This window comes from Bombilactobacillus folatiphilus, from assembly GCF_023380265.1.
Taxonomy (GTDB): Bacteria; Bacillota; Bacilli; order Lactobacillales; family Lactobacillaceae; genus Bombilactobacillus; species Bombilactobacillus folatiphilus.
Map to the genome: position 1 here is coordinate 281,611 of NZ_CP093366.1, position 26,787 is coordinate 308,397.

Genomic DNA, 26,787 nt, shown 5'->3' on the forward strand with positions numbered 1-26,787 from the left:
GTTGATAGACGTTAACAAATTTGAAAGTATGCAAATTGGTTTGGCATCGCCTGATAAGATTCGTAGTTGGTCTTACGGTGAAGTTAAAAAGCCGGAAACAATCAATTATCGGACGTTAAAACCAGAACGTGATGGATTGTTTGATGAACGCATTTTTGGGCCAACGAAAGATTGGGAATGTGCCTGCGGTAAATACAAACGAATTCGCTATAAGGGAATTGTTTGTGATCGTTGTGGTGTGGAAGTCACACGTTCCAAAGTTCGGCGTGAACGAATGGGGCATATCGAATTAGCGGCTCCAGTAACGCATATTTGGTACTTTAAAGGTATTCCAAGTCGTATGGGTTTGGTCTTAGACATGAGTCCACGTGCTTTGGAAGAGATTATTTATTTTGCAGCCTATGTTGTGATCAAATCTGGTGATACTGATTTAGAAGATAAGCAATTATTGACAGAAACGGAATATCGCAAAAAACGTGAACAATACGGTGATGCTTTTGTTGCCAAAATGGGTGCCGAAGGTGTCAAAGAACTACTGGCAGCTGTGGATTTGGATAAAGAAGTTGCTGGTTTAAAAGAATTGTTGAAGAGTGCGACTGGTCAAAAAAGAACTCGTGCCATTCGCCGGTTAGACATTTTAAATGCGTTTAAGAATTCTGGTAATCGTCCTGAATGGATGATTATGGATTGTGTTCCAGTTATCCCACCAGATTTGCGCCCGATGGTGCAATTAGAAGGTGGACGTTTTGCCACCTCTGATTTGAATGATTTATATCGGCGAGTTATTAACCGAAATAATCGTTTGAAACGGTTGTTAGACTTAAATGCGCCTAACATTATTGTGCAAAACGAGAAGCGGATGCTTCAAGAAGCTGTCGATGCTTTAATTGATAATGGTCGTCGTGGTCGTCCAGTTACAGGTCCAGGTAATCGTCCATTGAAGTCTCTATCACACATGTTGAAAGGGAAGCAAGGCCGTTTCCGTCAGAACTTGTTAGGTAAGCGTGTTGATTATTCTGGTCGTTCGGTTATTGATGTTGGCCCAACTTTAAAATTTTATCAATGTGGTTTGCCTCGAGAAATGGCGTTGGAATTATTTAAACCATTTGTGATGCATGAATTAGTTAAGCGTGAGTTGGCTTCTAATATCAAAAATGCAAAACGGAAAATTGAGCGTCAAGATGATGCTGTTTGGGATGTTTTGGAAGATGTGATTAAAGAACGTCCTGTTTTGTTAAACCGGGCACCAACATTGCATCGCTTGGGTATTCAAGCTTTTGAACCGGTTTTGGTAGATGGTAAATCAATTCGGTTGCACCCGTTAGCATGTGAAGCTTACAATGCCGATTTTGATGGTGACCAGATGGCCGTTCACGTGCCGTTATCTGATGAAGCGCAGGCTGAAGCACGAATGTTAATGTTAGCTGCGCATCATATTTTGGCACCTAAAGATGGGAAGCCTATTGTTACACCTTCACAGGATGTTGTGTTAGGTAATTATTATTTAACCTTGGAAGAACGGGGTCGTGAAGGCGAAGGCATGATCTTTAAAGACATGGATGAAGTTGAGATGGCCTTTCAAGATGGTGTTGTTCATTGGCACACACGGATTGGTCTTTCAACGAAAGACATGAATGATTTTTCTTTTAATGAAGGTCAGAAAAATCGGATTATGTTGACAAGTGTTGGTAAAGTCATTTTTAATCGGATTTTGCCAAAGGGTATGCCGTATTTAAATGAGCCAACCGAAGAAAATCTAACCAATGGTATTCCTGATAAGTATTTCTTAAAAGAGGGCGAAGATATTAAACAGCGCCTGCAAGATGCACCGCTAATTGATCCCTTTAAAGAAAGTTATTTGAGTGATATTATTGCGCAAATCTTTAAGATTTACCGAGTACAGCGGACTTCAGAACTGTTGGACGATATGAAAGAATTGGGTTATACAATTTGTACTTTGTCTGGTTTGACAGTTGGGGTTTCTGATGTGCCACAATTAGATGATAAACAACCGATTGTTGACGCTGCTCATAAGCAAGTTGCAACAGTTTCCAAGCAATTTAGACGCGGTTTGATTACCGATGAAGAACGTCATAATCGGGTGATTAGTATTTGGAATGATGCCAAAGATGAAATTCAACAACAACTAGTTGATAGTTTTGATCCTAAGAACCCAATTTCAATGATGTCGGATTCTGGTGCTCGTGGTAACATTTCGAACTTTACGCAGTTGGCTGGAATGCGTGGTTTAATGGCTGCTCCTAACGGTGGAATGATGGAAGTACCTGTTACGTCTAACTTCCGTGAGGGTTTATCTGTCTTAGAAATGTTCATGTCCACGCATGGTGCCCGTAAAGGAATGACGGATACAGCTTTGAAGACTGCTAACTCTGGTTATTTGACTAGACGTTTAGTGGATGTGGCTCAAGATGTGATTGTGCGTGAAGAAGATTGTGGTACGGATCGTGGTTTAGAAGTTAGTGCCATTATGGATGGTAATGAAGTGATTGAGCCCTTATATGATCGCTTGGTTGGCCGTTATACGCAAAAAGAAATCTTAGATCCACAAACCGGTGAAGAATTAGTCGGACGTAATATTTTGTTAGATGAAGATTTAGCTAAGCAAGTGTTAGACGCTGGTGTGACGAAGGTAACTATTCGTTCATCATTCACCTGCAATACTGAACACGGAATTTGTCAAAAATGTTACGGTCGGAACTTAGCTACTGGCGAGGAAGTTGAAGTAGGTGAAGCTGTTGGTGTTGTGGCTGCTCAATCCATCGGTGAACCTGGTACGCAGTTAACAATGAGAAACTTCCATACCGGTGGTGTTGCTGGTGGTGAGGATATTACGCAGGGACTTCCTCGTGTCGAAGAAATTTTTGAAGCACGTAATCCTAAAGGTTTAGCTTATATTTCTGAAGTTGATGGTACTGTGACGGCAATTGATGAAAATCCGGCTGAGCATACGCGGGAAATTACCGTGGAAGGTAAGATTGATACAAGAACTTATAGTGTTCCTTATACAGCCAGTGTGGCAGTAGCTGAAGGCGATGTTTTGCATCGTGGTGATAAATTAACTGCTGGTTCTATTGATCCAAAACAGTTGATTAAAGTTACTAACGTGTTAACTACTGAAAATTATCTTCTTTCTGAAGTCCAAAAGGTTTACCGGATGCAGGGTGTTGATATCAGTGATAAGCATATTGAAGTTATGGTTCGCAAGATGTTGCGCAAGATCCGGGTCTTAGATCCAGGTGATACTGAAGTGTTGCCAGGCTCCTTATTAGATATTGGTCAATTTACGGAAAATAATAAGGAATCTTTGATCCAGGGTAAATTGCCTGCGACAGGTTCGCCAGTCTTATTGGGTATTACCAAGGCATCTTTGGAAACGAATAGCTTCTTGTCGGCCGCTTCCTTCCAGGAAACAACACGGGTCTTGACGGATGCTTCTATTCGTGGCAAGAGTGATCCATTAGTTGGGTTAAAAGAAAATGTGATGATTGGTAAAATTATCCCTGCTGGAACTGGAATGGCTAAATATCGGCATATGCAGCCAGAAAAAGTTAGTGACAGAGATCTTGATGATGAACCAACAGAAAATTTAGCAACAATTCAAGCGGAAATGCAGCAAGATTAATTTTAATACCATGCAGCTATTAGTTGCGTGGTATTTTTTTACATAAAAATATATGTACAAAAAAAGAGTGAAACTTCACTCTTTTCGTGATTCAGTGTAAATTATATAAAACGGCAGACAACAAGTATAAAAGAATAATGTGTGTGGGATAAAAAATGTAGAAGAAAGATTTCATCCCACGTCCTTTATTACCGTTATAAAACCAAATCGGAATAATTGCCAAAATCATCAACCATTGGTTGGTGCGTACAACACCGTAGGCTAGCGCAAAAATCGCAATGATAAGACACTGCCATTTGCGGTTGTCTTTAAATAAATACAGTAATGGAATCATTAAGGTCATGACATTATTTTCCGCTAATGCAATTGCCGGCAATAAACTAGATAGAGTTATCATAACTGGAATAGGGGCTTTAGTTAACGGTAAAACTAGTAATGATGCGATGAAGGGGATTGCTAAAAGAATAATGCCAAAAATAAGATTTCGAGTACGATGTTGAGGATGACGTGCTTTTTGGAAAAAATTAATCCCTAGCATAAAGAGCGTACCAACAAATAAATCACGAAAGATATTATTTGATAAGACCACTTTGTCATATTTAACTATGTTTTGCGTGATAAAAGTTAATAACGACATGAAAAACATGCTGAGATATAAGCGCAACATATATTTGGATTTGCTATGTGTGTGAGAAAACCCAATAACACTGGTGAAGAAAAAAATAGTGGCTACAGGTCGTCCAAACCAATCTAACCAATTGGGGGCACCAAATGGTAAAAACATTTGGTGGACGTGGTCAATCACCATGAGAATGATTCCTAAAATCTTAAGATCAAAAGTCGTTAAACCTTGTTTAAGTTTTTGTATACCAGCGTTCATTGTAATAAAATCCTCCTAGAATTGAGTGCGGAATAAGATTATATCTAGTTGTATATTTTATTGCAAGCATAATAAACATTTCAGACGACTTAAGTATTGGTTCATGATACTATAAAACTCAAGGAGGAGATTTATATGGAAGAAAAAGCAATTTTTGCAGGTGGTTGTTTTTGGTGCATGGTCAAGCCATTTGACACGATGCCTGGAATTAAGCGCGTCATTTCTGGCTATACAGGTGGTCATGTACCAAATCCGACGTATGAACAAGTTGCTAGTCACCAGACGGGACACACAGAAGCTGTAGAAATTATTTTTGATCCACAAGTTATTTCATATCAAGAATTAGTCAATATTTATTGGCAACAGACTGATCCTACAGATGCGATGGGACAATTTCAGGATCGTGGTGACAGTTATCGTCCGGTCATTTTTGTTCAAAATGAAGAGCAACAAAAAATTGCGGAACAATCCAAAAAAGAACTAGAACAAAGTGGTCGATTTGATCAACCGATTGTAACACAAATTGAACCTGCCCAACCATTTTATCCTGCCGAAGATTATCATCAGAATTTTTACCAAAAGAATCCGTTACGATATGAAATGGAAGAAGCTGGTGGACGGACGGCCTTCTTAAAAGATCATTGGTCAAAATAAAAATCGAATAAAAATACCGGCAAGAATGAAGGGCACAAAAGGCAAAATAATTCGGTGTCGGTATTTTTGATATAAAACTAAAAAGCCAAGACAAGCAAAGAAAGTTGCCAAGAGAATAATCTGCAAGACTGTTTGTAAATCAAAGGCTAAAATCAAAAGTAATAAAATTTCACAATCACCGAGACCAAAATGCCCTTTAAAAAGAAAATAAAGGCTTGCTAATGTCAAACTAAAAAGAATAATTGTCAGAAATTTGGACCAATTGGGGAAATTGAGGATGAGGCAGCTAATGACAGCAGGTATTAAAGTTAGCGGCCAAATATTTAAATAATAATAATCGGTAAACGCTCCTAAAGTTAGGGTAACGGCAACAATAATGAATAAAAAAGGATTAATCATTGTCTGGTTAATGGCTTCAATGCCAAAACAGAGTCCTAATAATTCAATGATAAAAATCCCCCGATGAATCCGATGGTGACAATAGGCACATTGACCGCGTAAACAGATATAACTAATCAGGGGAATTTCTTGATACCATTTGAGTTGGTGTTTACAGATGTCACAGCGTGAACGACCTTGGACGATGGAATAGCCTAGGGGGAGCCTAATAGCTGTGACACCAGCAAAAGATGCTAGACAAATACTAAAAAGTAATTCAAAAATAATCATATTTTCACCTCGTGTATAATTACGTTAACTAATCTCAATTTTGTTTTTAAAACTAATAAAATTTGGGCAAAGCCGAATTTGACAGTAGGGACGATTAATGATAACATATGATTTGTGTTTTTAGAGGTATTAGTGTGTCATAAACAGTTTGGAAAACCACATTAGGTGGTATTTTTATTTGTTAGAAAAAGAACCACCTGGATGTGTGTGCTTAAAAATAAGGAGGAACTTTTAATGCCAACAATTAATCAATTGGTACGTAAAGGTCGTAAATCAAGAACTTCAAAGTCAGATTCACCTGCTTTGAACTTCGGCTACAATAGTATGAAAAAAATCAGTACTGACAATCCTGCACCGCAAAAACGTGGTGTGGCTACGCGTGTCGGAACAATGACACCAAAGAAACCTAACTCTGCTTTGCGGAAATATGCTCGTGTGCGTTTGTCTAATTTGATTGAAGTAACAGCTTATATTCCTGGAATTGGTCATAACTTACAAGAACATAGTGTTGTGTTAATTCGTGGTGGACGTGTTAAGGATTTACCTGGTGTGCGTTATCATATTGTCCGTGGTGCTTTAGATACTGCTGGTGTAGATGGTCGGATGCAAGGTCGTTCTAAGTATGGCACAAAGAAGCCTAAATAGGTAACTAATTAAAATTTAGAGATAAGATGTGGGAGGATTTACAATGCCAAGAAAGGGTAGTGTCTCAAAACGTGATGTTTTGCCAGACCCAATTTATAATTCAAAGCTTGTCACTCGTTTGATTAATCATTTGATGGTTGATGGTAAAAGAGGTAAAGCTTCAACTATTCTTTATGATGCTTTTGATATTATTAAAGATAAAACTGGTAATGATCCAGTGGAAGTATTTGATGAAGCAATGAAAAATGTCATGCCAGTCTTAGAAGTTAAGGCTCGTCGAATCGGTGGTTCCAATTATCAAGTGCCAATTGAAGTGCGTCCTGAACGTCGGACTACTTTGGGCTTACGTTGGATTGTTAGCTATGCACGTTTACGCGGTGAACATACGATGGATGAACGTTTAGCTTCTGAAATCATGGATGCTGCTAATAATACTGGTGCAGCTGTGAAAAAACGTGAAGATACACATAAGATGGCTGATGCTAACCGCGCTTTTGCACATTATCGTTGGTAATTTGAAACCAATTTATTGAGAGGAGTACTAGTCTTATGGCTAATAAGCGTGAATTTCCTTTAGCAAAGACACGTAATATCGGTATCATGGCTCATATTGATGCTGGTAAAACAACAACAACGGAACGGATTCTGTATTATACAGGTAAAATTCACAAAATTGGTGAAACTCATGATGGAGCTTCCCAAATGGACTGGATGGAACAAGAACAAGAACGTGGAATTACTATCACATCTGCTGCCACGACAGCTGAATGGAAAGACAACCGAATCAACATTATTGATACCCCGGGACACGTGGACTTCACAATTGAAGTTGAACGTTCTTTGCGGGTATTAGATGGTGCCATTACTGTTTTAGATGGTCAATCAGGTGTAGAACCACAAACAGAAAACGTTTGGCGTCAGGCAACAACTTATAGTGTTCCTAGAATTGTTTTTGTGAACAAGATGGATAAATTGGGTGCAGATTTCGATTATTCTGTACAAACGATCAAAGATCGCTTGGATGCTAAACCTTTAGCAATTCAAATGCCAATTGGTGCCGAAGATGCTTTTGAAGGTGTCATTGATTTAATTGAAATGAAAGCTGATCTTTACGATGAAGATGAGTTAGGTTCCAAGTGGGATACGGTTGATGTACCTGAAGAATATTTAGAAGAAGCTCAAAAGCGTCGCGCTCAAATGATCGAAGGCTTAGCTGATGTTGATGACGCGATCATGGAAAAATATCTTGATGGTGCTGAAATCAGCAATGATGAAATTCGCAAGGCTATTCGTAAGGCAACAATTAACTTAGAGTTATTCCCTGTTTTAGCTGGTTCTGCCTTTAAGAATAAGGGTGTGCAAATGTTGATGGATGCTGTTGTTGATTATTTGCCATCACCATTGGATGTACGTCCATATAATGCAACGGATCCAGCTACTGGTGAAGAAATTGAATTAGTAGCTGATGATGATAAACCATTTGCTGGTTTAGCTTTCAAGATTGCTGCTGATCCATTTGTTGGCCGTTTGACTTATTTACGGGTTTATACTGGAACTTTGGAATCAGGTTCTTATGTCTTGAATGCTACAAAAGATAAACGTGAACGTGTTGGTCGTTTATTACAAATGCATTCTAATCACCGTAGCGAAATTCCTGAAGTTTTCTCAGGTGATATTGCAGCAGCTATTGGCTTGAAGAATACGACAACTGGTGATTCATTGACTGATCCAGATCATCCATTAATTTTAGAATCGATGGAAATTCCAGACCCTGTGATTCAAGTTTCAATTGAGCCTAAATCTAAAGAAGATCGTGACAAATTAGATATTGCTATTCAAAAATTAGCTGAAGAGGATCCTACTTTCAGAGCTGAAACCAATCCTGAAACTGGTGAGACATTGATTTCTGGAATGGGTGAATTACATTTAGATATCATGGTTGATCGGATGCGTCGGGAATTTAAAGTTGATGCTCAAGTTGGTGAACCGCAAGTTGCCTACCGTGAAACCTTTACAAAGCAAGCTTCCGCTGAAGGTAAATTTGTCCGTCAGTCTGGTGGTAAAGGTCAATATGGTGATGTTTGGGTTGAATTTACACCAAATGAAGAAGGCAAAGGCTTTGAATTTGAAGATGCAATTGTCGGTGGTGTTGTTCCACGTGAGTATATTCCGTCCGTTGAAGATGGTTTGAAAGATGCCATGGCTAACGGTGTGTTAGCAGGATATCCATTAATTGATATCAAAGCTAAATTGTATGATGGTTCTTATCATGAAGTCGATTCTTCAGAGGCTGCCTTTAAAGTGGCTGCATCTATGGCATTGCATAATGCTGTGAAGTCGGCTGGTGCTGTGATTTTGGAACCAATCATGAAAGTCGAAATCGTTACTCCTGAAGATTACCTTGGCGATGTTATGGGACAGGTTACGGCTCGTCGTGGCCGCATTGAAGGAATGGAAGAACGTGGTAATGCCCAATTAATTAATGCGTTTGTGCCATTGTCTGAAATGTTTGGATATGCCACTACTTTACGTTCTGCTACGCAAGGACGTGGTACTTTCACAATGACCTTTGATCATTATGAGAAGACTCCTAAGAGTATTCAAGAAGAAATTATTAAGAAAAACGGTGGTAACGCTGGTTAATTAATCAGAAAGATCTCAAGTTTAGATTGAGGTCTTTTTTTGTGCTTGACGAAGTCAAATCAAACTAATACAATGAAAATTAATTAATTTTGATATTGAGATGAGTAAGAAAGTAGACTTTTCAGAAAAGCATTGGTGGCTGTGAAATGCTAAGGAAAACTTTTGGAAGATGGTCTCAATTGTTTTTGATTAGCCGATGAGTTTAAAAGACAAATTGGTTATGGTTGGTTACCATTACAAAACTGAAGTATATTTGTACTTTTTAAGAACTGGCTACGTGAGTAACTAGTTGAAAACAGGTGGTAACACGATTGTTGATCGTCCTGCAGGCTGATTTTTGAGCTTGCAGGATTTTTTGTTTGTGAGGGGGAATTTATGATGAAAAGCGTCACAAAAATTAGGTCGTTAACTTTGTTGTCAATTGCAGCATTAGCCTTATTTAATAGACCAAATGCACTTCAGGCTAAAGCAAAACAAGTTTTGAATTGGACGGAAAGTACAGAATTAGCCACTTCTGATATTTCACAAGCAACAGATACTTTGAGTTTCAATGTGTTATTGAATACGCAAGAAGGTTTGTATCGCTTGGATAAAAAAGGTGTACCGCAACCAGCCTTAGCAAAGAAAACACATGTGTCTGCAGATGGGTTAGTTTATACTTTTTGGTTGCGTCCACATACTAAGTGGTCCAATGGTCAGACTGTGAAAGCGCAAGATTTTGTATATTCATGGCAGCGAACGGTAAATCCCAAGACGGGTTCGCAAGATGCTTTTTATTTGAATCAAATCAAAAATGCTAAAGAGATTAATGAAGGTCAAAAGTCGGTTGGGGATTTAGGTATTCAAGCGTTGGGGAATAACAAATTGAAAGTTACGTTGACAAAACCAGTACCATACTTCAAAAAATTGCTAGCGTGGCCTTTATTCTTTCCGCAAAATCCGACGGCAGTTCGAAAATATGGCAAAGCATACGGAACGACATCACAGAAGGTTGTGTCTAACGGACCTTACAAGTTAACGGATTGGGATGCCAGTCGTTCCAGCTGGAAATTGGTTAAAAATAAGACTTACTGGGATCAAAAGAAAGTCCATTTACAAAGGATTAATGAAACTGTAGTCAAGGATCCACAAACAGGTTTGAATTTGTATCAGGATCATAAAGTGGATCAAACTCTTTTAACAGGAGCACAAGTACCGAACTTAAAGAGTGAACCAGACTTTGTGGTTCAAAAATCATCTAACATGAATTTTCTAAATTTGAATCAAAATAAAATTGCAGCTTTTAAAAATCAGGATGTCCGCCAAGCTTTTTCTTTAGCTATTAATCGGCAGCAATTAGTGAAAAATGTTTTGCAAGATGGTTCCTTGGCGCCAAGGGGTTTTGTACCAGTCGGTTTGAGTTCTTATCAAGGCAAAGATTTTGCGAAAAGTACTAGAGTCAAAAATTCAGTAATGCCAAATCTACCTAAAGCAAAAAAACTTTTGGCAAAGGGCTTCCAAGCAACACACACTAAGCAATTAAAATTAAGCTTAATGATAGATGATACGCAAACGTCCAAGTATGCCGGAGAATTCGTACAATCCGAATTAGAAAAATTGGATCATGTAAAAGTTAGTTTAAAAACTTTACCCAAAACACAGCGTTTAACGGAAGAGCGGCAGGGTAATTACGACATGGTGATTAGTTCTTGGCAATCTGTTTTTGCTGATCCGATTAACTTTCTAGATATTTGGGAAGCTAACTCGTCTTATAATACTTCTGGATTTAAGGATGCCAAGTTTGATCATTATTTGGATTTATCTGAAAATGAATACGCACAAAACGCTACCAAACGTTGGCAAGCACAACAAAAAGCTGAAAAGCGGTTGATGGATTTGCAAGCTACTTTACCATTGTATCAAGCAACAAAAGCCCAATTAATGAATCCCAAGGTTAAGGGAGTTGTCTATAACGGCTCAGGTGTACCTTATGATTGGAAGACGACTTACATCAAGTGAAGGAGAATAAGTCATGGTAGAAATTGATTGTAAAGCGTTGTTAGCAGATTTTTTGCAATATGTACAAATCAATACGCGCTCTGATGAACATGTTCCGTTGACTAAAGTACCAACAACCGCAGGTCAAACCGAATTGGCGCAGGTATTGATGCAGCAACTACAAGATTTAGGATTAAGTGAAATTAAATTGAATCCTCAAAATTCATTTTTGACAGCCTTATTACCAAGTAATGATCCTCAAGCAAGTGGCACGGTTGGCTTTATTGCCCATCTAGATACCGCAGATTATCTAGCGGAGCCAGTTTGTCCGCAGGTACACTATGATTATGATGGTCAGGATATTCGATGGGAAAATGGGTTAGTTTTGTCTACCAAACAATTCCCACATTTGAAAAACTATTTGCATCAAACTCTAATTACCGCTGACGGAACAACTTTGCTAGGAGTTGATGATAAAGGTGGCATTGCTGGTTTGATGGCAGCAGTACGTTATTTAGTTTATCACCCAGAAGTCAAGCATTGTAGTGTTAAAGTAGCTTTTGGTCCCGATGAAGAAATTGGTCGTGGTGCTGACCGCTTTGATGTGCCAGATTTTGCAGCAGATTTTGCGTATACATTAGATAATGGTCTGGTTGGTGAAATTGAGTATGAGACATTTAATGCAGCGCAAGCGGTGATTGAGATCACAGGTACGAGTGTGCATCCTGGTGAAGCTAAAGGTAAATTGGTTAATGCAGTTACGTTGGGAGAACAAATTGATCAGCAATTACCAGTGCAACAACGTCCAGAATTAGTTGATGGTCAGGAAGGTTTCTATTTATTAACCGAATTTCAAGGAAATGTTAGCCATGCACAACTGGTTTATATTATTCGTGATTTTGATCATGATCAATTTATTCAGCGGAAAGCAAAATTGCACAAAATTATTGAGCAAATGAATCAAAGGTTAGATCAAACTCGAATCAAGATTCAAATGCAAGATCAGTATTATAATATGGCAGATATTATTAATCTGGATCGTTATCCGCTAGATTTAGCACGACAAGCGTTGGATGAATTAAATATTAAGTCGTTTTTTAGACCATTTCGTGGTGGTACAGATGGATCTAAGATTACTTATTTAGGTTTACCTACCCCTAATTTATTTAATGGGGGCGAAAATTTTCATGGTCCGTATGAATTTGTAACCTTGGAATCTTTAGCTAAATTGGCACAAACTATTGTAATGATTAGTCATTTATATCAAAAACACTAAATGATTCTATCAAAAAAGACTTTAACTTCACTGTTCTGAAGTTAAAGTCTTTTTTTACTTGATGGTCGCACCGAGGCTATTTTTAAAATGATCTAAAGCCCAAGTTTGACCTTGCGGATTAAAAGTAGCCACTCCGTCTTGATGAATGACTAAGTTATAATCACGATTATACGCATCTATAGCAGTATGCAGAACACAAATATCAGTGCATACACCAGTTAAATGTAATGTTTCAATTTTGCGTTCGCGTAAAAAATTATCTAAGTTGGTATTAGCAAATGCTGAATAACGATTCTTAGCTAAGTTATAAAGAGCAGGGTTGTCCCGATTTTGTTCATACCAAGTTTGCAATTGCCCGTAAAATTCCCGCCCCCATGTATTCGCTAGATTATGTGGAGGAAACAATTTGGTTTCTGGATGATAAAGGTCATCTTTTTGATGCAAATCGGTCGGAAGAATAACCCACTTTTCATCTTTCAAAAATTGCTCAGCTAATTGAACAATATAACTTTCCAATTTTTGAGCTGGTGCTCCAGCTGTCAAGGTACCCTTGTCGGCAACAAAATCGTTTGTATAATCAATGATTAATAAGGCTTCGTTTTTCACAGAAAATCATCCCTTTTTTGATTATTCTACCATAAATAAGGCAAGATAAATTGATGAACCATTGATCAAGAATATAGTTAGCAGTATTAAAAAAATGATTTTTAAACATTGGGAATTTATGGTAGAAAAATTTGGATCTTTAACACTTGAAATAACTGGTTAAACAGTATATTATAGTAAGAGTGCAATTTAGATTGAGGGTGAGTTATGCTCTCGATTCTGATTTGTGGCTACGGCATTGATGTGAGAGGTTGCGACACGCCCGGACGCTTTGCCACGGCAGGGCTATCGGTAATTTTCACAGAGCCGGTGTCTTGAAAGATACAAAAAGGAGGGAAATCCATGGCAAGTCAAAAGATTCGTATTCGTCTTAAAGCTTATGAACATCGGATTATCGATCAATCAGCTGATAAGATTGTAGAAACTGCAAGGAGAACTGGTGCACAAATTTCTGGACCAATTCCTTTACCTACTGAACGGACAGTATATACGGTTATTCGTTCACCACATAAGTTTAAAGACTCACGGGAACAATTTGAGATGCGGACGCATAAGCGTTTGATTGATATTGTGAACCCGTCACCGAAGACCGTTGATTCATTAATGAAACTTGATCTTCCGAGTGGTGTTTATATCGAAATCAAATTATAATTAATTATTTAAAAATCAATTAATGGAGGTGTAATCATGACCAGAAAAGGTATTCTTGGTAAAAAAGTTGGGATGACACAGCTTTTTACAGATAAAGGCGAGTTGATTCCTGTAACAGTTATTCAAGCAACTCCGAATATTGTTATGCAACTTAAGACCAATGAAAATGATGGTTATGAAGCTGTACAATTAGGCTTTGAAGATCGTCGTGAAGTTTTGGCTAATAAGCCACAACAAGGTCATGCAAAAAAAGCCAACACAACTCCCAAACATTTTGTTCGCGAATTTCGTGACGTTAATTTGGATGATTATAAAGTTGGCGATGAAGTTAAAGTTGATACATTTGCTAGTGGCGATGTGATTGACGTAACCGGAATTACTAAGGGACATGGTTTCCAAGGTAATATCAAACGTTTTGGTCAATCAAGAGGACCTGAAACACACGGTTCACGTTATCATCGTATTCCTGGTTCAATGGGATCGATTATTAATCGGGTTTTCAAGGGCAAGATGTTACCTGGACGCATGGGTGGTAATCAAGTAACAACTCAAAACTTAGTTGTTGCAAAAGTTGATATTGAAAATAATCTATTAATGATTCGTGGTAATGTTCCTGGTGCTAATAAATCTTTGATTAAGATTCAATCAACAATTAAGGGAATTAAGGGTCAAAAAAATATTGGCGCCGTAATTTCTGACGAAACTTCAGAAGCTATTGAAGAAGCAAAATAGGAAAGGAGGAGACTAATTAATGACACAAATTGATATTTTAAAGCAGTCTGGTTCAAAAAACGGTTCAATGGACTTGAAGGATGAAGTCTTTGGCATTGAACCCAATAATCATGTTCTTGCTGATGCAGTGATTATGCAACAAGCATCTTTACGTCAAGGAACCCATGCAGTTAAAAATCGTTCTGCAGTTCGTGGTGGTGGTCGTAAACCGTGGCGTCAAAAAGGTACAGGTCGTGCTCGTCAAGGTTCCATTCGTTCACCACAATGGCGTGGTGGTGGTGTGGTTTTTGGACCTACTCCAAGATCATATGCTTATAAATTACCGCGCAAAGTTGCACGTTTAGCGATTAAATCTGCATTATCACAAAAGGTAGCAGATCAAGAATTAATTGTGGTTGATGCATTAGATTTTACAAAGCCAAGCACAAAAGAATTTAAGCAAACTTTAGATCGATTAAATGCTAAGGGTCGTACTTTAGTAATTGTTGAAGCTGATAATGAGAATGCAATTTTATCTGCTCGCAATATTGACGAAGTCAAAATTATTAAAGCTGATGGTGTCAATGTTTTGGATGTGTTAAATAACAACCAAATCGTTGCTACACAAGCAGCACTATCAACAATTGAGGAGGCACTTGGATAATGGCAGCACAAGATATCATTTTACGTCCTGTAATTACTGAATCTTCCATGGCTGATATGGATGACAAAAAGTACGTTTTTGACGTTGCAGTTACTGCTAACAAAATTCAAGTACGCCAAGCCATTGAAGAAATTTTTGGTGTTAAAGTTGCACGAGTTAACATCATGAATGTGAAACCAAAGAAAAAGCGTGTTGGTCGTTACATTGGTAAGACGAATCGTCGTCGTAAAGCTATTGTGCAATTAACAGCTGATTCTAAAGAAATTAAAATTTTTGAAAACAAGTAAAATAGGAGGTAATGAGCATGGGTATTATTAAATACAACCCGACTACAAACGGTCGTCGTAACATGACTGGCTCTGATTTTGCTGAAATTACAAAAACTAAGCCAGAAAAGACTTTATTAGAATCACAAAGTCATACAGCTGGCCGTAATTCGTATGGTCAAATCACCGTGCGTCATCGTGGCGGCGGTCATAAACAAAAGTACCGTATTATTGATTTTAAGCGGACTAAAGATGACGTTACAGCAACTGTAAAAGCTATTGAATATGATCCTAATCGTTCTGCTAACATTGCTTTGCTTCACTATGATGATGGTGTTAAGGCCTATATCTTGGCTCCAAAGGGCTTAGAAGTTGGTCAAAAATTACAGTCAGGTTCACAAGCTGATATTAAAGTTGGTAACTCTTTACCATTGGTTAATATTCCTATTGGTACTGTGATCCATAACATTGAATTAAAACCAGGCAAAGGTGGCCAATTAGTACGTTCTGCAGGAACTTCTGCACAAGTTTTAGGACGTGATGGTAAATATAGCTTGATTCGTTTGGCATCTGGTGAAGTACGGATGATTTTATCAGCTTGTCGAGCAACAATTGGTGCTGTTGGTAACGAGCAACATGAATTGATTAACATTGGTAAAGCTGGTCGTAAGCGTTGGATGGGTATTCGCCCAACAGTTCGTGGTTCTGTTATGAACCCTAACGATCACCCTCATGGTGGTGGTGAAGGTAAGGCTCCAGTTGGACATCCATCTCCTCTTTCTCCTTGGGGTAAGAAGACACTTGGTAAGAAGACACGTTCTAGTCGTGCTCAATCTGAGAAATTTATTGTCCGTCACCGTAAGAATAAGAGAAAATAATCTTAGCTTTCATAAGATAATATTAAGGGAGGTTGTCTAATGAGTCGTAGTTTGAAAAAGGGACCATTTGCAGATGCTCACTTGTTAAAAAAAGTTGAAGCACAAGCAGATCATGAAAAAAAATCAGTCATCAAGACTTGGTCACGTCGTTCAACTATTTTTCCAAGTTTTGTAGGCTATACGATTGCTGTTTATAACGGAAGAAAGCACGTTCCAGTTTATATTCAAGAAGATATGGTTGGTCATAAGCTTGGCGAATTTGTGCCAACGCGGACGTTCCATGGTCATAGTAAAGATGACAAAAAAACTGGCGCATAGAAAGGAGAAATCATACGATGGCAGAAGAACAAATTACTACTGCACAAGCAACTGCTAAGACTGTTCGCATTGCTCCAAGAAAAGTGCGTCTAGTTGTTGACTTAATTAAGGGTAAAAGTGCTGCTGAAGCTTTGGCAATTTTGCAATTTACTCCACGTGCAGGTTCACCCATTGTGGCTAAAGTATTGAAGTCTGCGATTGCGAATGCTGAACATAACTATGATTTAGATACGCAAAATCTTGTAGTTACTGAAGCTTACGTTAATGAAGGACCAACTTTGAAACGTTTCCGGCCTCGGGCTAAAGGCTCTGCTTCTCCGATTAACAAGCGGACAAGTCATATAACAGTTGTTGTTTCCGAAGTCGAATAATAATCCAATAAGGAGGAAAAAACGTGGGTCAAAAGATTAATCCAATTGGATTCCGTGTTGGTGTTATCCGGGATTGGGATTCCAAATGGTATGCTGATAAAAAAGACTTTTCAAATTACTTGCTTGAAGATTTAAAAATTCGTAAGTTTATCGAAAAGAAATTAGCTAGTGCTTCAGTTTCACGTATTGAAATTGAACGTGCAGCTAAAAAAATTAATGTTTCTATTCACACTGCTAAACCTGGTATGGTTATTGGTAAGGGTGGTTCTGAAGTTGAAAAGCTTCGTAAGGAATTGAATGCATTAACAGGTAAAAATATTCACATTAATATTGTGGAAATTAAGAAACCTGATTTGGATGCTAAATTAGTTGGTGAAAGTATTGCTCGCCAACTTGAAGCACGTATTGCTTTTCGTCGTGCACAGCGTCAAGCTACGCAACGGACACGGCGTGCCGGTGCTAAGGGTATTAAAACTCAAATTTCTGGTCGTTTGAATGGTGCAGATATGTCTCGGACTGAATGGCATACAGAAGGTACCGTGCCATTGCATACATTACGAGCTGATATTGATTATGCTTGGGTTGAAGCAACGACAACTTATGGTAATTTAGGTGTCAAAACATGGATTTATCGTGGTGAAATTTTACCTGATAAACCAAGATCAAACAATCAAACAAATAATCGTAAGAATAACGGAGCGAAAGGGGGAAACTAATCGATGTTAGTACCTAAGCGTGTAAAACACCGTCGTGAATTTCGTGGTAAGATGCGTGGTGTTGCTAAGGGTGGTCGTGAAGTGACTTTTGGTGAATATGGCTTACAAGCTGTTGAATCCCATTGGATTACGAACCGTCAAATTGAAGCAGCCCGTGTTGCTATGACTCGTTATATGAAGCGTGGCGGTCGAGTTTGGATTAAGATTTTTCCGCACAAGTCCTACACCGCTAAGGGTGTTGGTGTCCGGATGGGATCTGGTAAAGGTGCACCTGCTGGTTGGGTAGCTGTTGTTAAGCGTGAAAAAGTCATGTTTGAAATCGGTGGTGTTCCCGAAGAAGTTGCTCGCGAAGCTTTACGGCTTGCATCTAACAAACTCCCAATCAAAACTAAGTTTGTTAAGCGTGAGGAAGTAGGTGGCGAATCTGATGAAAACTAGTGAAATTAGACAATTAACCACTGCACAAATGCATGATAAAGAAAAGCAATATAAAGAAGAATTATTCAATTTGCATTTTCAACAGGCAACTGGTCAATTAGAAAATACCGCTCGCTTAAAGCAAGTGCGTAAGAATATTGCACGAATTAAAACAGTTTTACGGCAACAAGAGTTAGAAGACAAGTAGGAAGGAGAGAATTTAATTGAGCGAAACAGAAAACAATCGTAACCATCGTAAGGTTTATCAAGGACGTGTCGTTTCTGATAAGATGGATAAGACAATCACTGTTGTTGTTGAAACTTACAAAACACACCCTGTATATGGTAAACGTTACAGATATTCAAAGAAATATTATGCCCAAGATGATAATAACGAAGCAAAAATTGGCGATATTGTTCGTATCATGGAAACTCGTCCCTTGTCACGGCTCAAACGTTTCCGTTTACTAAATGTTGTTGAAAAAGCTGTTAAAATTTAATCATTGCAATAAAGTTCGTGAGAGGAGGATCCTAATTTGATTCAACAAGAAACGCGTTTACGAGTTGCTGATAATTCCGGCGCTCGTGAATTGCTAACAATTAAAGTATTAGGTGGCTCAGGTCGCAAAGTTGCCAGCGTTGGTGATGTCGTTGTTGCTACTGTTAAACAAGCAACACCAGGTGGCGTTGTCAAAAAAGGAGAAGTCGTAAAGGCTGTTATTGTGCGGACTGTTTCTGGTTCACATCGTTCTGACGGCTCCTACATTAGTTTTGATGAAAATGCCGCAGTTATTATTAATGCTGATAAGACACCTAAGGGAACTCGTATTTTTGGACCGGTTGCACGTGAATTACGTGATAACAACTTCATGAAAATCGTGTCATTAGCTCCCGAAGTTTTGTAAAATCTGGAATTCATAAGGAGGTGCTTGTCCAGTGTTTGTAAAGACCGGCGATAATGTCAAGATCATTGCAGGAAAAGATAAGGGTAAAACTGGTACAGTTATTAAAGCTTTCCCTAAGGCCAATAAAGTGACTGTTAAGGAAATTAACATGATTAAAAAGCATCAAAAACCGTCCCAAACAGAGCCTAATGGTGGTATCAAGGACGTCGAAGCTCCGCTTGATGCGTCAAATGTTAAAGTTGTAGCTGCAGAGGAAAAACCTGCTGAAAAGAAATCTAAATAATTAAGGAAGGAGGATTTTGTCTAAAATGGAAAATGCTTTGCATAAAAAATATGTTGAAGAAATTGTTCCAAGTTTAGTTGAAAAATTTAACTACACTTCTGTTATGCAAGTACCAAAGATTGAAAAAATTGTGTTAAACATGGGTGTTGGTGATGCTGTTGCTAACTCTAAGAACTTGGATAATGCCGTTGAAGAATTAAGTTTGATTTCAGGACAAAAACCTTTAATTACTAAAGCTAAAAAGTCAATTGCTGGCTTCCGTTTACGTGAAGGTATGGCGATTGGTGCAAAAGTTACTTTGCGCGGTGAAAGAATGTATGATTTTTTGGATAAATTAATTAACATTTCGTTGCCACGTGTGCGTGATTTTCATGGTACAAATGGTCGTTCATTTGATGGTCGTGGTAATTATACTTTGGGGATTAAAGAACAATTGATTTTCCCAGAAATTGACTATGATAAGGTCAGCAAAGTGCGTGGTTTAGACGTTGTTATTGTTACAACTGCACAATCTGATGAAGAATCCAAAGAGTTATTAACACAAATCGGAATGCCATTTGCAAAGTAAAATAGGAGGTTCAACTCTTGGCTAAGAAGTCACAAATTGTTCGGAATCATCGTCCAGCAAAACATTCAACACAAGCTTATACACGTTGTGAACGCTGTGGTCGTCCACATTCTGTATATCGTAAATTTAAACTTTGCCGTATTTGCCTTCGTGAATTAGCTCATGATGGTCAAATTCCAGGTATGCGTAAGGCTAGTTGGTAAAAATAAAACTTAGGAGGTCAGCACATGTCTATGACAGATCCAATTGCGGATTATTTAACACGAATTCGTAATGCAAATATGGTTCGTCATTCTTCAGTCGAAGTACCTGCTTCAAATATGAAGAAAAGTATTTCTGAAATTCTTAAGCGTGAAGGATTTATTCGCGATTATGAAGTGATTGATGATCATAAACAAGGTATAATCAAAATTTATTTGAAATATAGTAAAGATAACGAACGTGTCATTACTGGTTTAAAGAAAATTTCAAAACCAGGTTTACGTAGCTACGTTAAGGCTGACGCCGTTCCCAAGGTTCTTAATGGTTTAGGCATCGCGATTCTTTCAACTTCTCAAGGAGTTATTACGGATCGTGAAGCAAGAACTAAAGAAGTTGGCGGCGAAGTTATTGCTTACGTTTGGTAAAAATCAATAATGAGGAGGTGCCTATCTCGTGAGTCGTATTGGAAATAAAGTAATTGATCTGCCTGAAGGGGTTAGCGTTAGTATCAAAGATGATACTGTGACGGTTAAGGGTCCTAAGGGTGAATTAACCCGTTTAGTTAGTCCTAAGATCAAAATCGTTCAAGAAGACAATCAATTAAAATTTGAACGCAGTAGTGAAAATGATAAAGCTATTCATGGTACTACCAGAGCCAATGTTAATAACATGGTTGTGGGCGTTACTGAGGGTTTCCAAAAAAGTTTGGAGCTTGTCGGCGTTGGTTACCGTGCACAAAAAAAGGGAAATAACTTAATTTTAAATGTTGGTTATTCTAACCCTGTTGAAATGGATACACCTGAAGGTTTGTCAGTTGATGTTCCTTCAAATACTCAAATCAACATTAGTGGTATTAGTAAACAAAAGGTTGGCCAATTTGCTGCGGAAATTCGTGATGTACGTCCACCAGAACCTTATAAGGGTAAAGGTATTAAGTATGTTGACGAACATATTCGTCGTAAAGAGGGTAAGACTGGTAAATAGATCAGTTAATTAGTAAAATTTGATGAGGTGAAAATTGTGATTACTAAACCAGATAAAAACAAAACTCGTGCTAAGCGCCATCGCCGGGTTCGTGCAAAAATCTCTGGTACTGCTGAGCGCCCACGCTTAAACGTTTTTCGTTCCAATAAAAACATCTACGCTCAATTAATTGATGACGTAGCGGGTGTAACGCTAGCAAGTGCCTCAACTTTGGATTCAGAAGTTAGTACTGCTAACAAAACTGAACAAGCTGGTGCAGTTGGCAAATTGATTGCACAACGCGCTGTAAAAGCTGGTAAAGAAGAAGTTGTCTTTGATCGTGGCGGTTATTTGTATCAAGGCCGGGTTCAAGCCTTGGCAGAAGCTGCTCGTGAAAATGGTTTGAAATTCTAGAAAGGAGGAAGAAATCTATGGCTTTTGTTGATCCATCTCAATTAGAATTAGAAGATCGTTTAGTTTCAATTAATCGGATTACTAAGGTTGTTAAGGGTGGTCGTCGTCTACGTTTTGCTGCAATTGTGATTGTTGGTGATAAAGATGGTCATGTTGGTTTAGGTACGGGTAAAGCGCAAGAAGTTCCTGAAGCTATTCGCAAGGCTGTTGACGATGCTCGTAAAAACTTAGTTGAAGTTCCTAAAGTTGGCACAACAATTCCTCATGAAATTATTGGTGAATTCGGTGCTGGTCGTGTGCTTTTAAAACCTGCTGTTGCTGGTTCTGGAATTGCTGCTGGTGGTTCGGTTCGTGCAGTTATGGAATTAGCTGGTATTGATGATATTACCAGTAAATCACTTGGTCGGAATACGCCAATCAATATGATTCGTGCAACGATGGATGCTTTAAGAAAATTAAAAACTTCACAAGAAGTTGCTAATTTACGTGGTATTTCGACTGAAGAATTACAAGGATAGGAGAACACACAATGGCTAATCAATTAAAAATTACTTTAAAGCGTAGTGTGGCACACCGAATCCCAGAACAACGTAAAGTTGTGAAAGAATTGGGGCTTGGTCGGATTAACAGTTCAGTTGTCAAGCCTGATAATGCCGCAATTCGTGGTGCAGTTATAAAAATTGCTCATTTAGTTGAAGTTGAAGAAGCTTAAACATTAAATTTTAAGGAGGTGCCTGAATCGTGAAGTTACATGAAATTCAAACGAGTGCTGGTTCCCGTCAGACGCGTAAACGTGTTGGTCGTGGAACTTCTTCTGGTTTTGGAAAGACTTCTGGGCGTGGCCAAAAGGGTCAATTAGCTCGTAGTGGTGGTAAAACTCGTCAAGGTTTTGAAGGTGGACAAATGCCTTTATTCCGCCGGATGCCAAAACGCGGTTTTAACAATATTAACCGTAAAGAATATGCCGTTGTTAACTTAGATCAATTAAATCAATTCCGTGCGGGTAGTGTGGTGGATGCCAAATCTTTATTAGAAGCTGGTATCATTAAAAAAGAATTATCTGGCGTGAAATTGTTAGCTAATGGTGAATTAACTAAGAAATTAACTATTAAAGTTAATAAAGCATCAAAAGCTGCTCAAACGGCAGTCGAAGCAGCGGGTGGTTCAATCGAGGTGATCTAATGCTAGGAACATTAAGGAATGCTCTCAAAGTCAAGGAAATACGTAAGAAAATTTTCTTTACGTTGTTCATTTTGGCAGTTTATCGTTTAGGAGCACAAATCACAGTTCCAGGTATTAATGCACTAGCTATGGAAAAGGTTGGTTCTTCAGGTCTGATTCCTCTGTTAGATACTGTTAGTGGTGGTGGATTAGCCAACTATTCAATTTTTTCTTTGGGTGTTTCACCATTTATTACCGCACAAATTGTTATCCAATTACTACAGATGGATATTGTTCCAAAGTTTGTAGAGTGGAGTAAACAAGGTGAAGTTGGTCGGCGTAAATTAAATCAAGTAACTCGTTATTTAACAATTGTGTTAGCTTTCATACAATCAGTAGGAATTACTGCCGGTTTCAATGCTTTAAGTTCTATGAAGGGCTTAAAGTTAGTTCCTAAGCCAAGTATTCAAACTTTTGTGGTTTTGGGAATTGCAATGACCGGTGGTTCCATGTTGTTGACCTGGATGGGCGAACAGATTACAGATAAGGGGATTGGAAATGGCGTTTCTATGATTATCTTTGCTGGTATTGTGGCACGTCTTCCTCGTGGAGCATATCAATTAGTTAAAGAAAAAATTGTTAGTTCCACAGGTTCTGATCTTTGGTTAAATATTTTGTTCTTAGTTTTAATTTTAGTGGCTGTTTTACTTGTAACGCAGTTTACAACTTATGTTCAACAAGCTAATCGTAAGGTTCCGATTCAATATACGCGCCGTGCTAATAGTGGTGGTGCTGAGAGTTATTTACCGTTAAAGGTGAATGTGGCTGGTGTGATTCCTGTTATTTTTGCCAGTTCGTTGATTGTAACGCCGTCAACCATTTTAATGGCGTTTCAAACTTCGCACGGTGGTGATACTTGGTATCAGATATTGCAGAATATTTTCAGTTTGCAAACAACAACAGGTTCAATCGTTTATACTGTTTTAATTGTTTTATTCACATTTTTCTATGCCTTTGTTCAGGTTAATCCTGAAAAATTAGCTGAAAATCTTCAAAAACAAGGTGCTTATATTCCAGGTATTTGGCCGGGTAAAGAAACAATTAAGTATGTTTCAGGCTTGTTGATGCGCTTATCCACAGTTGGTGCTGTTTTCTTAGGTTTAATTGCTTTAATTCCACAATTAGCAAGTAATATTTTTGGATTGCCACAGTCAATTGGCTTAGGCGGAACAAGTTTATTAATTGTTGTGGGTGTAGCGATCGAAGCTAATCGCCAATTAGAAGGTTTGTTGATGAAACGCAAATATGTTGGTTTTATTCGCTGAGAAGGATTGGTGGCAGATAAATGAATTTGATGCTCATGGGCTTGCCTGGTGCTGGTAAAGGCACGCAAGCTGAAAAAATTGTTGATAAGTATCATGTAATTCACATTTCAACAGGTGACATGTTTCGGGAAGCAATGGCTCAAGAAACACCGGTTGGTTTAAAAGCTAAGGGTTTTATCGACCAAGGGAATCTTGTTCCGGATAGTGTTACGAATGAAATTGTGAAAGAACGTCTAGCCCAAAGTGATGTTTTTCAAGCAGGTTATATGTTGGATGGTTTTCCACGCAATTTAGATCAAGCCAAGGCTTTGGATCAAATTAATCAAGATTTGAACTTGAATTTAGATGCAGTTATTGATATTCAAGTTGATAAGAATTTATTAATTGATCGTTTGTCAGGGCGTTTCATTTGTCGTGATTGCGGGGCAACTTATCATAAGTTGAATAACCCCACTAAAGTTGCTGGAATTTGTGATCGCTGTGGCGGGACTGATTTTTATCAACGTGATGATGATAAGCCAGAAACGGTGAAAAATCGTCTGGATGTCAACATCAAAATGAATACACCTTTGATTGATTATTATCAAAAAGCGGGTGTTCTGCATCAAGTCAATGGTGCACAGGAAATTGATCAAGTTTTTGTAGAAATTGATAAGATTTTAAATGCGATTAATTAATTGGTGGCAACCACTTCATTTATATGATACACTAACCGGTGTATCGTCTAGTGAGTGCCGAGCTCTCACTATTTTTGTGTTTAATGAGAAACGAGGAGGATACTTTTTTGGCTAAAGATGATGTAATCGAAGTTGAAGGAACTGTTTCTGATACTTTGCCAAATGCAATGTTCAAAGTTAAATTAGAGAATGGGGCTACAGTTTTGGCCCATGTTTCTGGTAAAATTCGGATGCACTATATTCGTATTTTACCGGGTGATAAAGTTACGGTTGAACTTTCACCTTATGATTTAACTAAGGGACGTATTACCTATCGTTTCCGATAATAGTGTTAGTCAAAGTTGTCCGTCATTTCAGATGGGAGGATTTATTTTATGAAAGTTAGACCATCAGTGAAACCAATGTGTGAACATTGTAAAGTTATTAAGCGTAAGGGTCGCGTGATGATTATTTGTTCAGCTGATCCTAAGCATAAACAAAGACAAGGTTAAAAAGGAGGTTAACAGCATATGGCACGTATTGCAGGTATTGATTTACCGCGAGATAAGCGAATTGTAATTGCATTAACCTACATCTACGGGATTGGTGATACAACTGCCCGAAAGGTGTTGGCGGATGCAGGTGTTTCTGAAGATATCAGAACACGTGATTTGACTCCTGATCAAGAGGAAAAAATTCGTGCACAAGTAGACGGTATCAAAGTCGAAGGTGACTTACGTCGTGAAATTAGTATGAATATTAAACGCCTTCAAGAAATTGGTTCTTATCGTGGTATGCGTCATCGTCGTGGTTTACCAGTTCGCGGTCAGAACACGAAGAATAATGCTCGGACTCGTAAGGGCAAGAAGATGGCAATTGCTGGCAATAGAAAATAAGTAAAAGGAGGTAAATAACTAATGGCAAACAAGAAAGTTAAAACATCACGTAAGCGTCGTGTGAAGAAAAATATTGAATCTGGTGTTGCACATATTCACTCCACTTTTAATAATACAATTGTGATGATTACTGATGTTCATGGTAATGCGGTTTCTTGGTCTTCTGCGGGTGCTTTAGGCTTTAAGGGTAGTCGTAAGTCAACACCATTTGCTGCACAAATGGCTGGCGAAGCTGCTGCCAAGGAATCTATGGAGCATGGTATGAAGTCTGTTGAAGTCGCTGTTAAAGGACCAGGTTCTGGTCGTGAAGCTGCTATTCGTTCTTTACAGACAACAGGATTAGAAGTAACAGCCATTCGTGACGTTACTCCAGTTCCGCATAATGGTTCTCGCCCACCTAAGCGTCGTCGTGTCTAGTTTTGACCCAAGCATTAGTGTATAACTTTTGTTGTAAAACAGTGTTGTGAAAGGGGCAAAACATAATAATGATTGAATTTGAAAAACCTGTTATCACAAAAATTGATGAAACAGATAATTATGGTAAATATGTAATTGAGCCATTAGAACGTGGTTACGGAACAACTTTAGGCAATTCTTTGCGTCGAGTTCTCTTAGCTTCTTTACCGGGTACAGCTGTTTCGGATATTCAAATTGATGGTGTCTTACATGAATTTTCGACAATTGATGGTGTTTTAGAAGATGTAACCGAAATTGTGTTAAATATTAAAAAGCTTTCTTTAAAATTGTATACTGACGAAAAGAAAGTGGAGATTAATATTACTGGACCTAAGCAGGTGACGGCAGCAGATATTGAAACCGATGATGATTTAGAAATTTTAGATCCTGATCAATATATTTGTTCCGTAGCTGAGGGTGGACAGTTGCATATGCAATTGACAGTTAAAACCGGTCGTGGTTATATCCCAGCAGAGCAAAACAAGACTGATGAAACGCCAATCGGTGTTTTACCTGTTGATTCAATTTTTACCCCTGTTTCTCGTGTGAATTATCAAGTTGAGCATACCCGTGTAGGTAAACGCAATGATTTCGATAAACTAACATTGGATGTTTGGACGAATGGATCAATCGGACCGCGTGAATCAATTAGTTTAGCTGCTAAAGTTTTAACAGAACATTTATCAGTTTTTGTTGAATTAACCGAGGAAGCTAAAGGCGCTGAAATGATGGTTGAGAAGGAAGAAACTCGTAAAGAGAAGAAACTGGAAATGACCATTGAGGAATTGGACTTGTCGGTTCGATCTTATAATTGTTTGAAACGAGCTGGAATTAATACGGTTCAGGAATTAACAGATAAATCTGAATCGGATATGATGAAAGTTCGTAATTTAGGACGTAAGTCACTTGAAGAAGTGAAGGAAAAATTAGCTAACTTAGGTTTATCACTTCGACAAGACGATTAAGGTAAAAAG

38 protein-coding genes are annotated in these 26,787 nt (G+C 38.3%); 35 read left to right on the forward strand and 3 right to left on the reverse strand.

Annotated elements, in window-relative coordinates; all coding sequences use genetic code 11:
• Position 1: 1 nt before the first annotated feature.
• Positions 2–3,643, forward strand: a complete 3,642-nt coding sequence (gene rpoC, locus MOO45_RS01260; RefSeq protein ID WP_249514612.1) for a DNA-directed RNA polymerase subunit beta' — start codon at positions 2–4, stop codon at positions 3,641–3,643.
• Positions 3,644–3,734: 91 nt separating this feature from the next.
• Here rpoC and MOO45_RS01265 read toward each other — a convergent pair whose 3' ends face one another.
• The gene (locus tag MOO45_RS01265; RefSeq protein ID WP_249514613.1) at positions 3,735–4,523 is read right to left on the reverse strand and encodes a TraX family protein; all 789 of its coding nucleotides are present in this window, start codon (positions 4,521–4,523) and stop codon (positions 3,735–3,737) included.
• A gap of 135 nt (positions 4,524–4,658) precedes the next feature.
• Here MOO45_RS01265 and msrA point away from each other — a divergent pair, with 135 nt between their 5' ends.
• Positions 4,659–5,177: a peptide-methionine (S)-S-oxide reductase MsrA gene (gene msrA / locus MOO45_RS01270; protein WP_249514614.1), complete on the forward strand. Its 519-nt coding sequence runs from the start codon at positions 4,659–4,661 to the stop codon at positions 5,175–5,177.
• On the opposite strand, the gene MOO45_RS01275 is transcribed toward msrA, so the two are convergent.
• On the reverse strand, positions 5,169–5,846 hold the full coding sequence (locus tag MOO45_RS01275; RefSeq protein WP_249514615.1) for a prepilin peptidase: 678 nt from the start codon (positions 5,844–5,846) through the stop codon (positions 5,169–5,171). The genes msrA and MOO45_RS01275 overlap by 9 nt on opposite strands.
• A gap of 234 nt (positions 5,847–6,080) precedes the next feature.
• Between MOO45_RS01275 and rpsL the strand changes: the two genes are divergently transcribed.
• The 5 genes from rpsL to pepT all read left to right on the forward strand — a co-directional run bounded on the left by rpsL (position 6,081) and on the right by pepT (position 12,387).
• Positions 6,081–6,491 (forward strand): 30S ribosomal protein S12, encoded by a 411-nt coding sequence (gene rpsL, locus MOO45_RS01280; RefSeq protein ID WP_249514616.1) that lies wholly within the window; start codon positions 6,081–6,083, stop codon positions 6,489–6,491.
• Between the two features lie 43 nt (positions 6,492–6,534).
• Positions 6,535–7,005 carry a 30S ribosomal protein S7 gene (gene rpsG, locus MOO45_RS01285; protein ID WP_249514617.1) on the forward strand — a complete coding sequence of 157 codons (471 nt, stop codon included), beginning with the start codon at positions 6,535–6,537 and terminating at the stop codon, positions 7,003–7,005.
• Between the two features lie 35 nt (positions 7,006–7,040).
• The gene (fusA, locus tag MOO45_RS01290; RefSeq protein WP_249514618.1) at positions 7,041–9,134 is read left to right on the forward strand and encodes an elongation factor G; all 2,094 of its coding nucleotides are present in this window, start codon (positions 7,041–7,043) and stop codon (positions 9,132–9,134) included.
• 378 nt (positions 9,135–9,512) lie between these two features.
• Complete coding sequence (locus tag MOO45_RS01295) at positions 9,513–11,132, forward strand: peptide ABC transporter substrate-binding protein (protein ID WP_396022421.1); 1,620 nt, start codon at positions 9,513–9,515, stop codon at positions 11,130–11,132.
• 13 nt (positions 11,133–11,145) lie between these two features.
• Entirely contained in the window at positions 11,146–12,387 is a 1,242-nt protein-coding gene (gene pepT / locus MOO45_RS01300; protein WP_249514620.1) for a peptidase T, read from the forward strand.
• 54 nt (positions 12,388–12,441) lie between these two features.
• Here the strand turns inward: pepT and MOO45_RS01305 are convergent, their stop codons facing one another.
• Positions 12,442–12,993, reverse strand: a complete 552-nt coding sequence (locus MOO45_RS01305) for a cysteine hydrolase family protein (RefSeq protein WP_249514621.1) — start codon at positions 12,991–12,993, stop codon at positions 12,442–12,444.
• 342 nt (positions 12,994–13,335) lie between these two features.
• Here MOO45_RS01305 and rpsJ point away from each other — a divergent pair, with 342 nt between their 5' ends.
• The 28 genes from rpsJ (at position 13,336) to MOO45_RS01445 (ending at position 26,778) form a co-directional block, all read left to right on the forward strand.
• Complete coding sequence (rpsJ, locus tag MOO45_RS01310; RefSeq protein ID WP_249514622.1) at positions 13,336–13,644, forward strand: 30S ribosomal protein S10; 309 nt, start codon at positions 13,336–13,338, stop codon at positions 13,642–13,644.
• A 36-nt stretch (positions 13,645–13,680) separates the two neighbouring features.
• A complete protein-coding gene (gene rplC / locus MOO45_RS01315) occupies positions 13,681–14,376 on the forward strand; it encodes a 50S ribosomal protein L3 (RefSeq protein ID WP_249514623.1) in 696 nt (231 codons plus the stop codon).
• Positions 14,377–14,395: 19 nt separating this feature from the next.
• Complete coding sequence (gene rplD / locus MOO45_RS01320; protein WP_249514624.1) at positions 14,396–15,019, forward strand: 50S ribosomal protein L4; 624 nt, start codon at positions 14,396–14,398, stop codon at positions 15,017–15,019.
• On the forward strand, positions 15,019–15,306 hold the full coding sequence (gene rplW / locus MOO45_RS01325) for a 50S ribosomal protein L23 (protein ID WP_249514625.1): 288 nt from the start codon (positions 15,019–15,021) through the stop codon (positions 15,304–15,306). Before rplD ends, rplW begins: the two co-directional genes overlap by 1 nt.
• Before the next feature lie 17 nt (positions 15,307–15,323).
• Positions 15,324–16,163 carry a 50S ribosomal protein L2 gene (gene rplB, locus MOO45_RS01330; protein WP_249514626.1) on the forward strand — a complete coding sequence of 280 codons (840 nt, stop codon included), beginning with the start codon at positions 15,324–15,326 and terminating at the stop codon, positions 16,161–16,163.
• Positions 16,164–16,202: 39 nt separating this feature from the next.
• Entirely contained in the window at positions 16,203–16,481 is a 279-nt protein-coding gene (gene rpsS, locus MOO45_RS01335) for a 30S ribosomal protein S19 (protein WP_249514627.1), read from the forward strand.
• Positions 16,482–16,498: 17 nt separating this feature from the next.
• On the forward strand, positions 16,499–16,852 hold the full coding sequence (gene rplV, locus MOO45_RS01340; protein ID WP_249514628.1) for a 50S ribosomal protein L22: 354 nt from the start codon (positions 16,499–16,501) through the stop codon (positions 16,850–16,852).
• A gap of 23 nt (positions 16,853–16,875) precedes the next feature.
• Entirely contained in the window at positions 16,876–17,568 is a 693-nt protein-coding gene (gene rpsC / locus MOO45_RS01345; protein ID WP_249514629.1) for a 30S ribosomal protein S3, read from the forward strand.
• 3 nt (positions 17,569–17,571) lie between these two features.
• The gene (rplP, locus tag MOO45_RS01350) at positions 17,572–18,006 is read left to right on the forward strand and encodes a 50S ribosomal protein L16 (protein ID WP_249514630.1); all 435 of its coding nucleotides are present in this window, start codon (positions 17,572–17,574) and stop codon (positions 18,004–18,006) included.
• Positions 17,996–18,193 carry a 50S ribosomal protein L29 gene (gene rpmC / locus MOO45_RS01355; protein WP_249514631.1) on the forward strand — a complete coding sequence of 66 codons (198 nt, stop codon included), beginning with the start codon at positions 17,996–17,998 and terminating at the stop codon, positions 18,191–18,193. Before rplP ends, rpmC begins: the two co-directional genes overlap by 11 nt.
• Positions 18,194–18,209: 16 nt before the next feature.
• A complete protein-coding gene (rpsQ, locus tag MOO45_RS01360) occupies positions 18,210–18,485 on the forward strand; it encodes a 30S ribosomal protein S17 (protein WP_249514632.1) in 276 nt (91 codons plus the stop codon).
• A 36-nt stretch (positions 18,486–18,521) separates the two neighbouring features.
• Positions 18,522–18,890 carry a 50S ribosomal protein L14 gene (gene rplN, locus MOO45_RS01365; protein ID WP_249514633.1) on the forward strand — a complete coding sequence of 123 codons (369 nt, stop codon included), beginning with the start codon at positions 18,522–18,524 and terminating at the stop codon, positions 18,888–18,890.
• A gap of 31 nt (positions 18,891–18,921) precedes the next feature.
• A complete protein-coding gene (gene rplX / locus MOO45_RS01370; RefSeq protein ID WP_249514634.1) occupies positions 18,922–19,173 on the forward strand; it encodes a 50S ribosomal protein L24 in 252 nt (83 codons plus the stop codon).
• A 25-nt stretch (positions 19,174–19,198) separates the two neighbouring features.
• A complete protein-coding gene (gene rplE, locus MOO45_RS01375) occupies positions 19,199–19,741 on the forward strand; it encodes a 50S ribosomal protein L5 (RefSeq protein ID WP_249515120.1) in 543 nt (180 codons plus the stop codon).
• A gap of 17 nt (positions 19,742–19,758) precedes the next feature.
• On the forward strand, positions 19,759–19,944 hold the full coding sequence (locus tag MOO45_RS01380) for a type Z 30S ribosomal protein S14 (protein ID WP_249514635.1): 186 nt from the start codon (positions 19,759–19,761) through the stop codon (positions 19,942–19,944).
• 24 nt (positions 19,945–19,968) lie between these two features.
• Positions 19,969–20,367, forward strand: coding sequence for a 30S ribosomal protein S8 (rpsH, locus tag MOO45_RS01385; RefSeq protein WP_249514636.1), 399 nt, complete (start codon positions 19,969–19,971; stop codon positions 20,365–20,367).
• A 28-nt stretch (positions 20,368–20,395) separates the two neighbouring features.
• Complete coding sequence (gene rplF, locus MOO45_RS01390) at positions 20,396–20,926, forward strand: 50S ribosomal protein L6 (protein WP_249514637.1); 531 nt, start codon at positions 20,396–20,398, stop codon at positions 20,924–20,926.
• Between the two features lie 27 nt (positions 20,927–20,953).
• Positions 20,954–21,319 (forward strand): 50S ribosomal protein L18, encoded by a 366-nt coding sequence (gene rplR / locus MOO45_RS01395; protein WP_317619042.1) that lies wholly within the window; start codon positions 20,954–20,956, stop codon positions 21,317–21,319.
• 17 nt (positions 21,320–21,336) lie between these two features.
• Positions 21,337–21,837, forward strand: a complete 501-nt coding sequence (rpsE, locus tag MOO45_RS01400; RefSeq protein WP_249514639.1) for a 30S ribosomal protein S5 — start codon at positions 21,337–21,339, stop codon at positions 21,835–21,837.
• 11 nt (positions 21,838–21,848) lie between these two features.
• Positions 21,849–22,031 (forward strand): 50S ribosomal protein L30, encoded by a 183-nt coding sequence (gene rpmD / locus MOO45_RS01405; protein ID WP_249514640.1) that lies wholly within the window; start codon positions 21,849–21,851, stop codon positions 22,029–22,031.
• A 29-nt stretch (positions 22,032–22,060) separates the two neighbouring features.
• A complete protein-coding gene (gene rplO, locus MOO45_RS01410) occupies positions 22,061–22,501 on the forward strand; it encodes a 50S ribosomal protein L15 (RefSeq protein WP_249514641.1) in 441 nt (146 codons plus the stop codon).
• Entirely contained in the window at positions 22,501–23,805 is a 1,305-nt protein-coding gene (gene secY / locus MOO45_RS01415) for a preprotein translocase subunit SecY (RefSeq protein WP_249514642.1), read from the forward strand. The genes rplO and secY overlap by 1 nt, the downstream gene beginning before the upstream one ends.
• Positions 23,806–23,825: 20 nt before the next feature.
• On the forward strand, positions 23,826–24,482 hold the full coding sequence (locus MOO45_RS01420; RefSeq protein WP_249514643.1) for an adenylate kinase: 657 nt from the start codon (positions 23,826–23,828) through the stop codon (positions 24,480–24,482).
• 107 nt (positions 24,483–24,589) lie between these two features.
• Entirely contained in the window at positions 24,590–24,808 is a 219-nt protein-coding gene (gene infA / locus MOO45_RS01425) for a translation initiation factor IF-1 (RefSeq protein ID WP_249514644.1), read from the forward strand.
• Between the two features lie 48 nt (positions 24,809–24,856).
• Positions 24,857–24,973, forward strand: a complete 117-nt coding sequence (rpmJ, locus tag MOO45_RS01430) for a 50S ribosomal protein L36 (protein WP_045922249.1) — start codon at positions 24,857–24,859, stop codon at positions 24,971–24,973.
• A gap of 18 nt (positions 24,974–24,991) precedes the next feature.
• Positions 24,992–25,357, forward strand: a complete 366-nt coding sequence (gene rpsM / locus MOO45_RS01435; protein WP_249514645.1) for a 30S ribosomal protein S13 — start codon at positions 24,992–24,994, stop codon at positions 25,355–25,357.
• A 21-nt stretch (positions 25,358–25,378) separates the two neighbouring features.
• Positions 25,379–25,774, forward strand: coding sequence for a 30S ribosomal protein S11 (rpsK, locus tag MOO45_RS01440; RefSeq protein ID WP_249514646.1), 396 nt, complete (start codon positions 25,379–25,381; stop codon positions 25,772–25,774).
• A gap of 68 nt (positions 25,775–25,842) precedes the next feature.
• Positions 25,843–26,778 carry a DNA-directed RNA polymerase subunit alpha gene (locus tag MOO45_RS01445; protein ID WP_249514647.1) on the forward strand — a complete coding sequence of 312 codons (936 nt, stop codon included), beginning with the start codon at positions 25,843–25,845 and terminating at the stop codon, positions 26,776–26,778.
• Positions 26,779–26,787 lie beyond the last annotated feature (9 nt).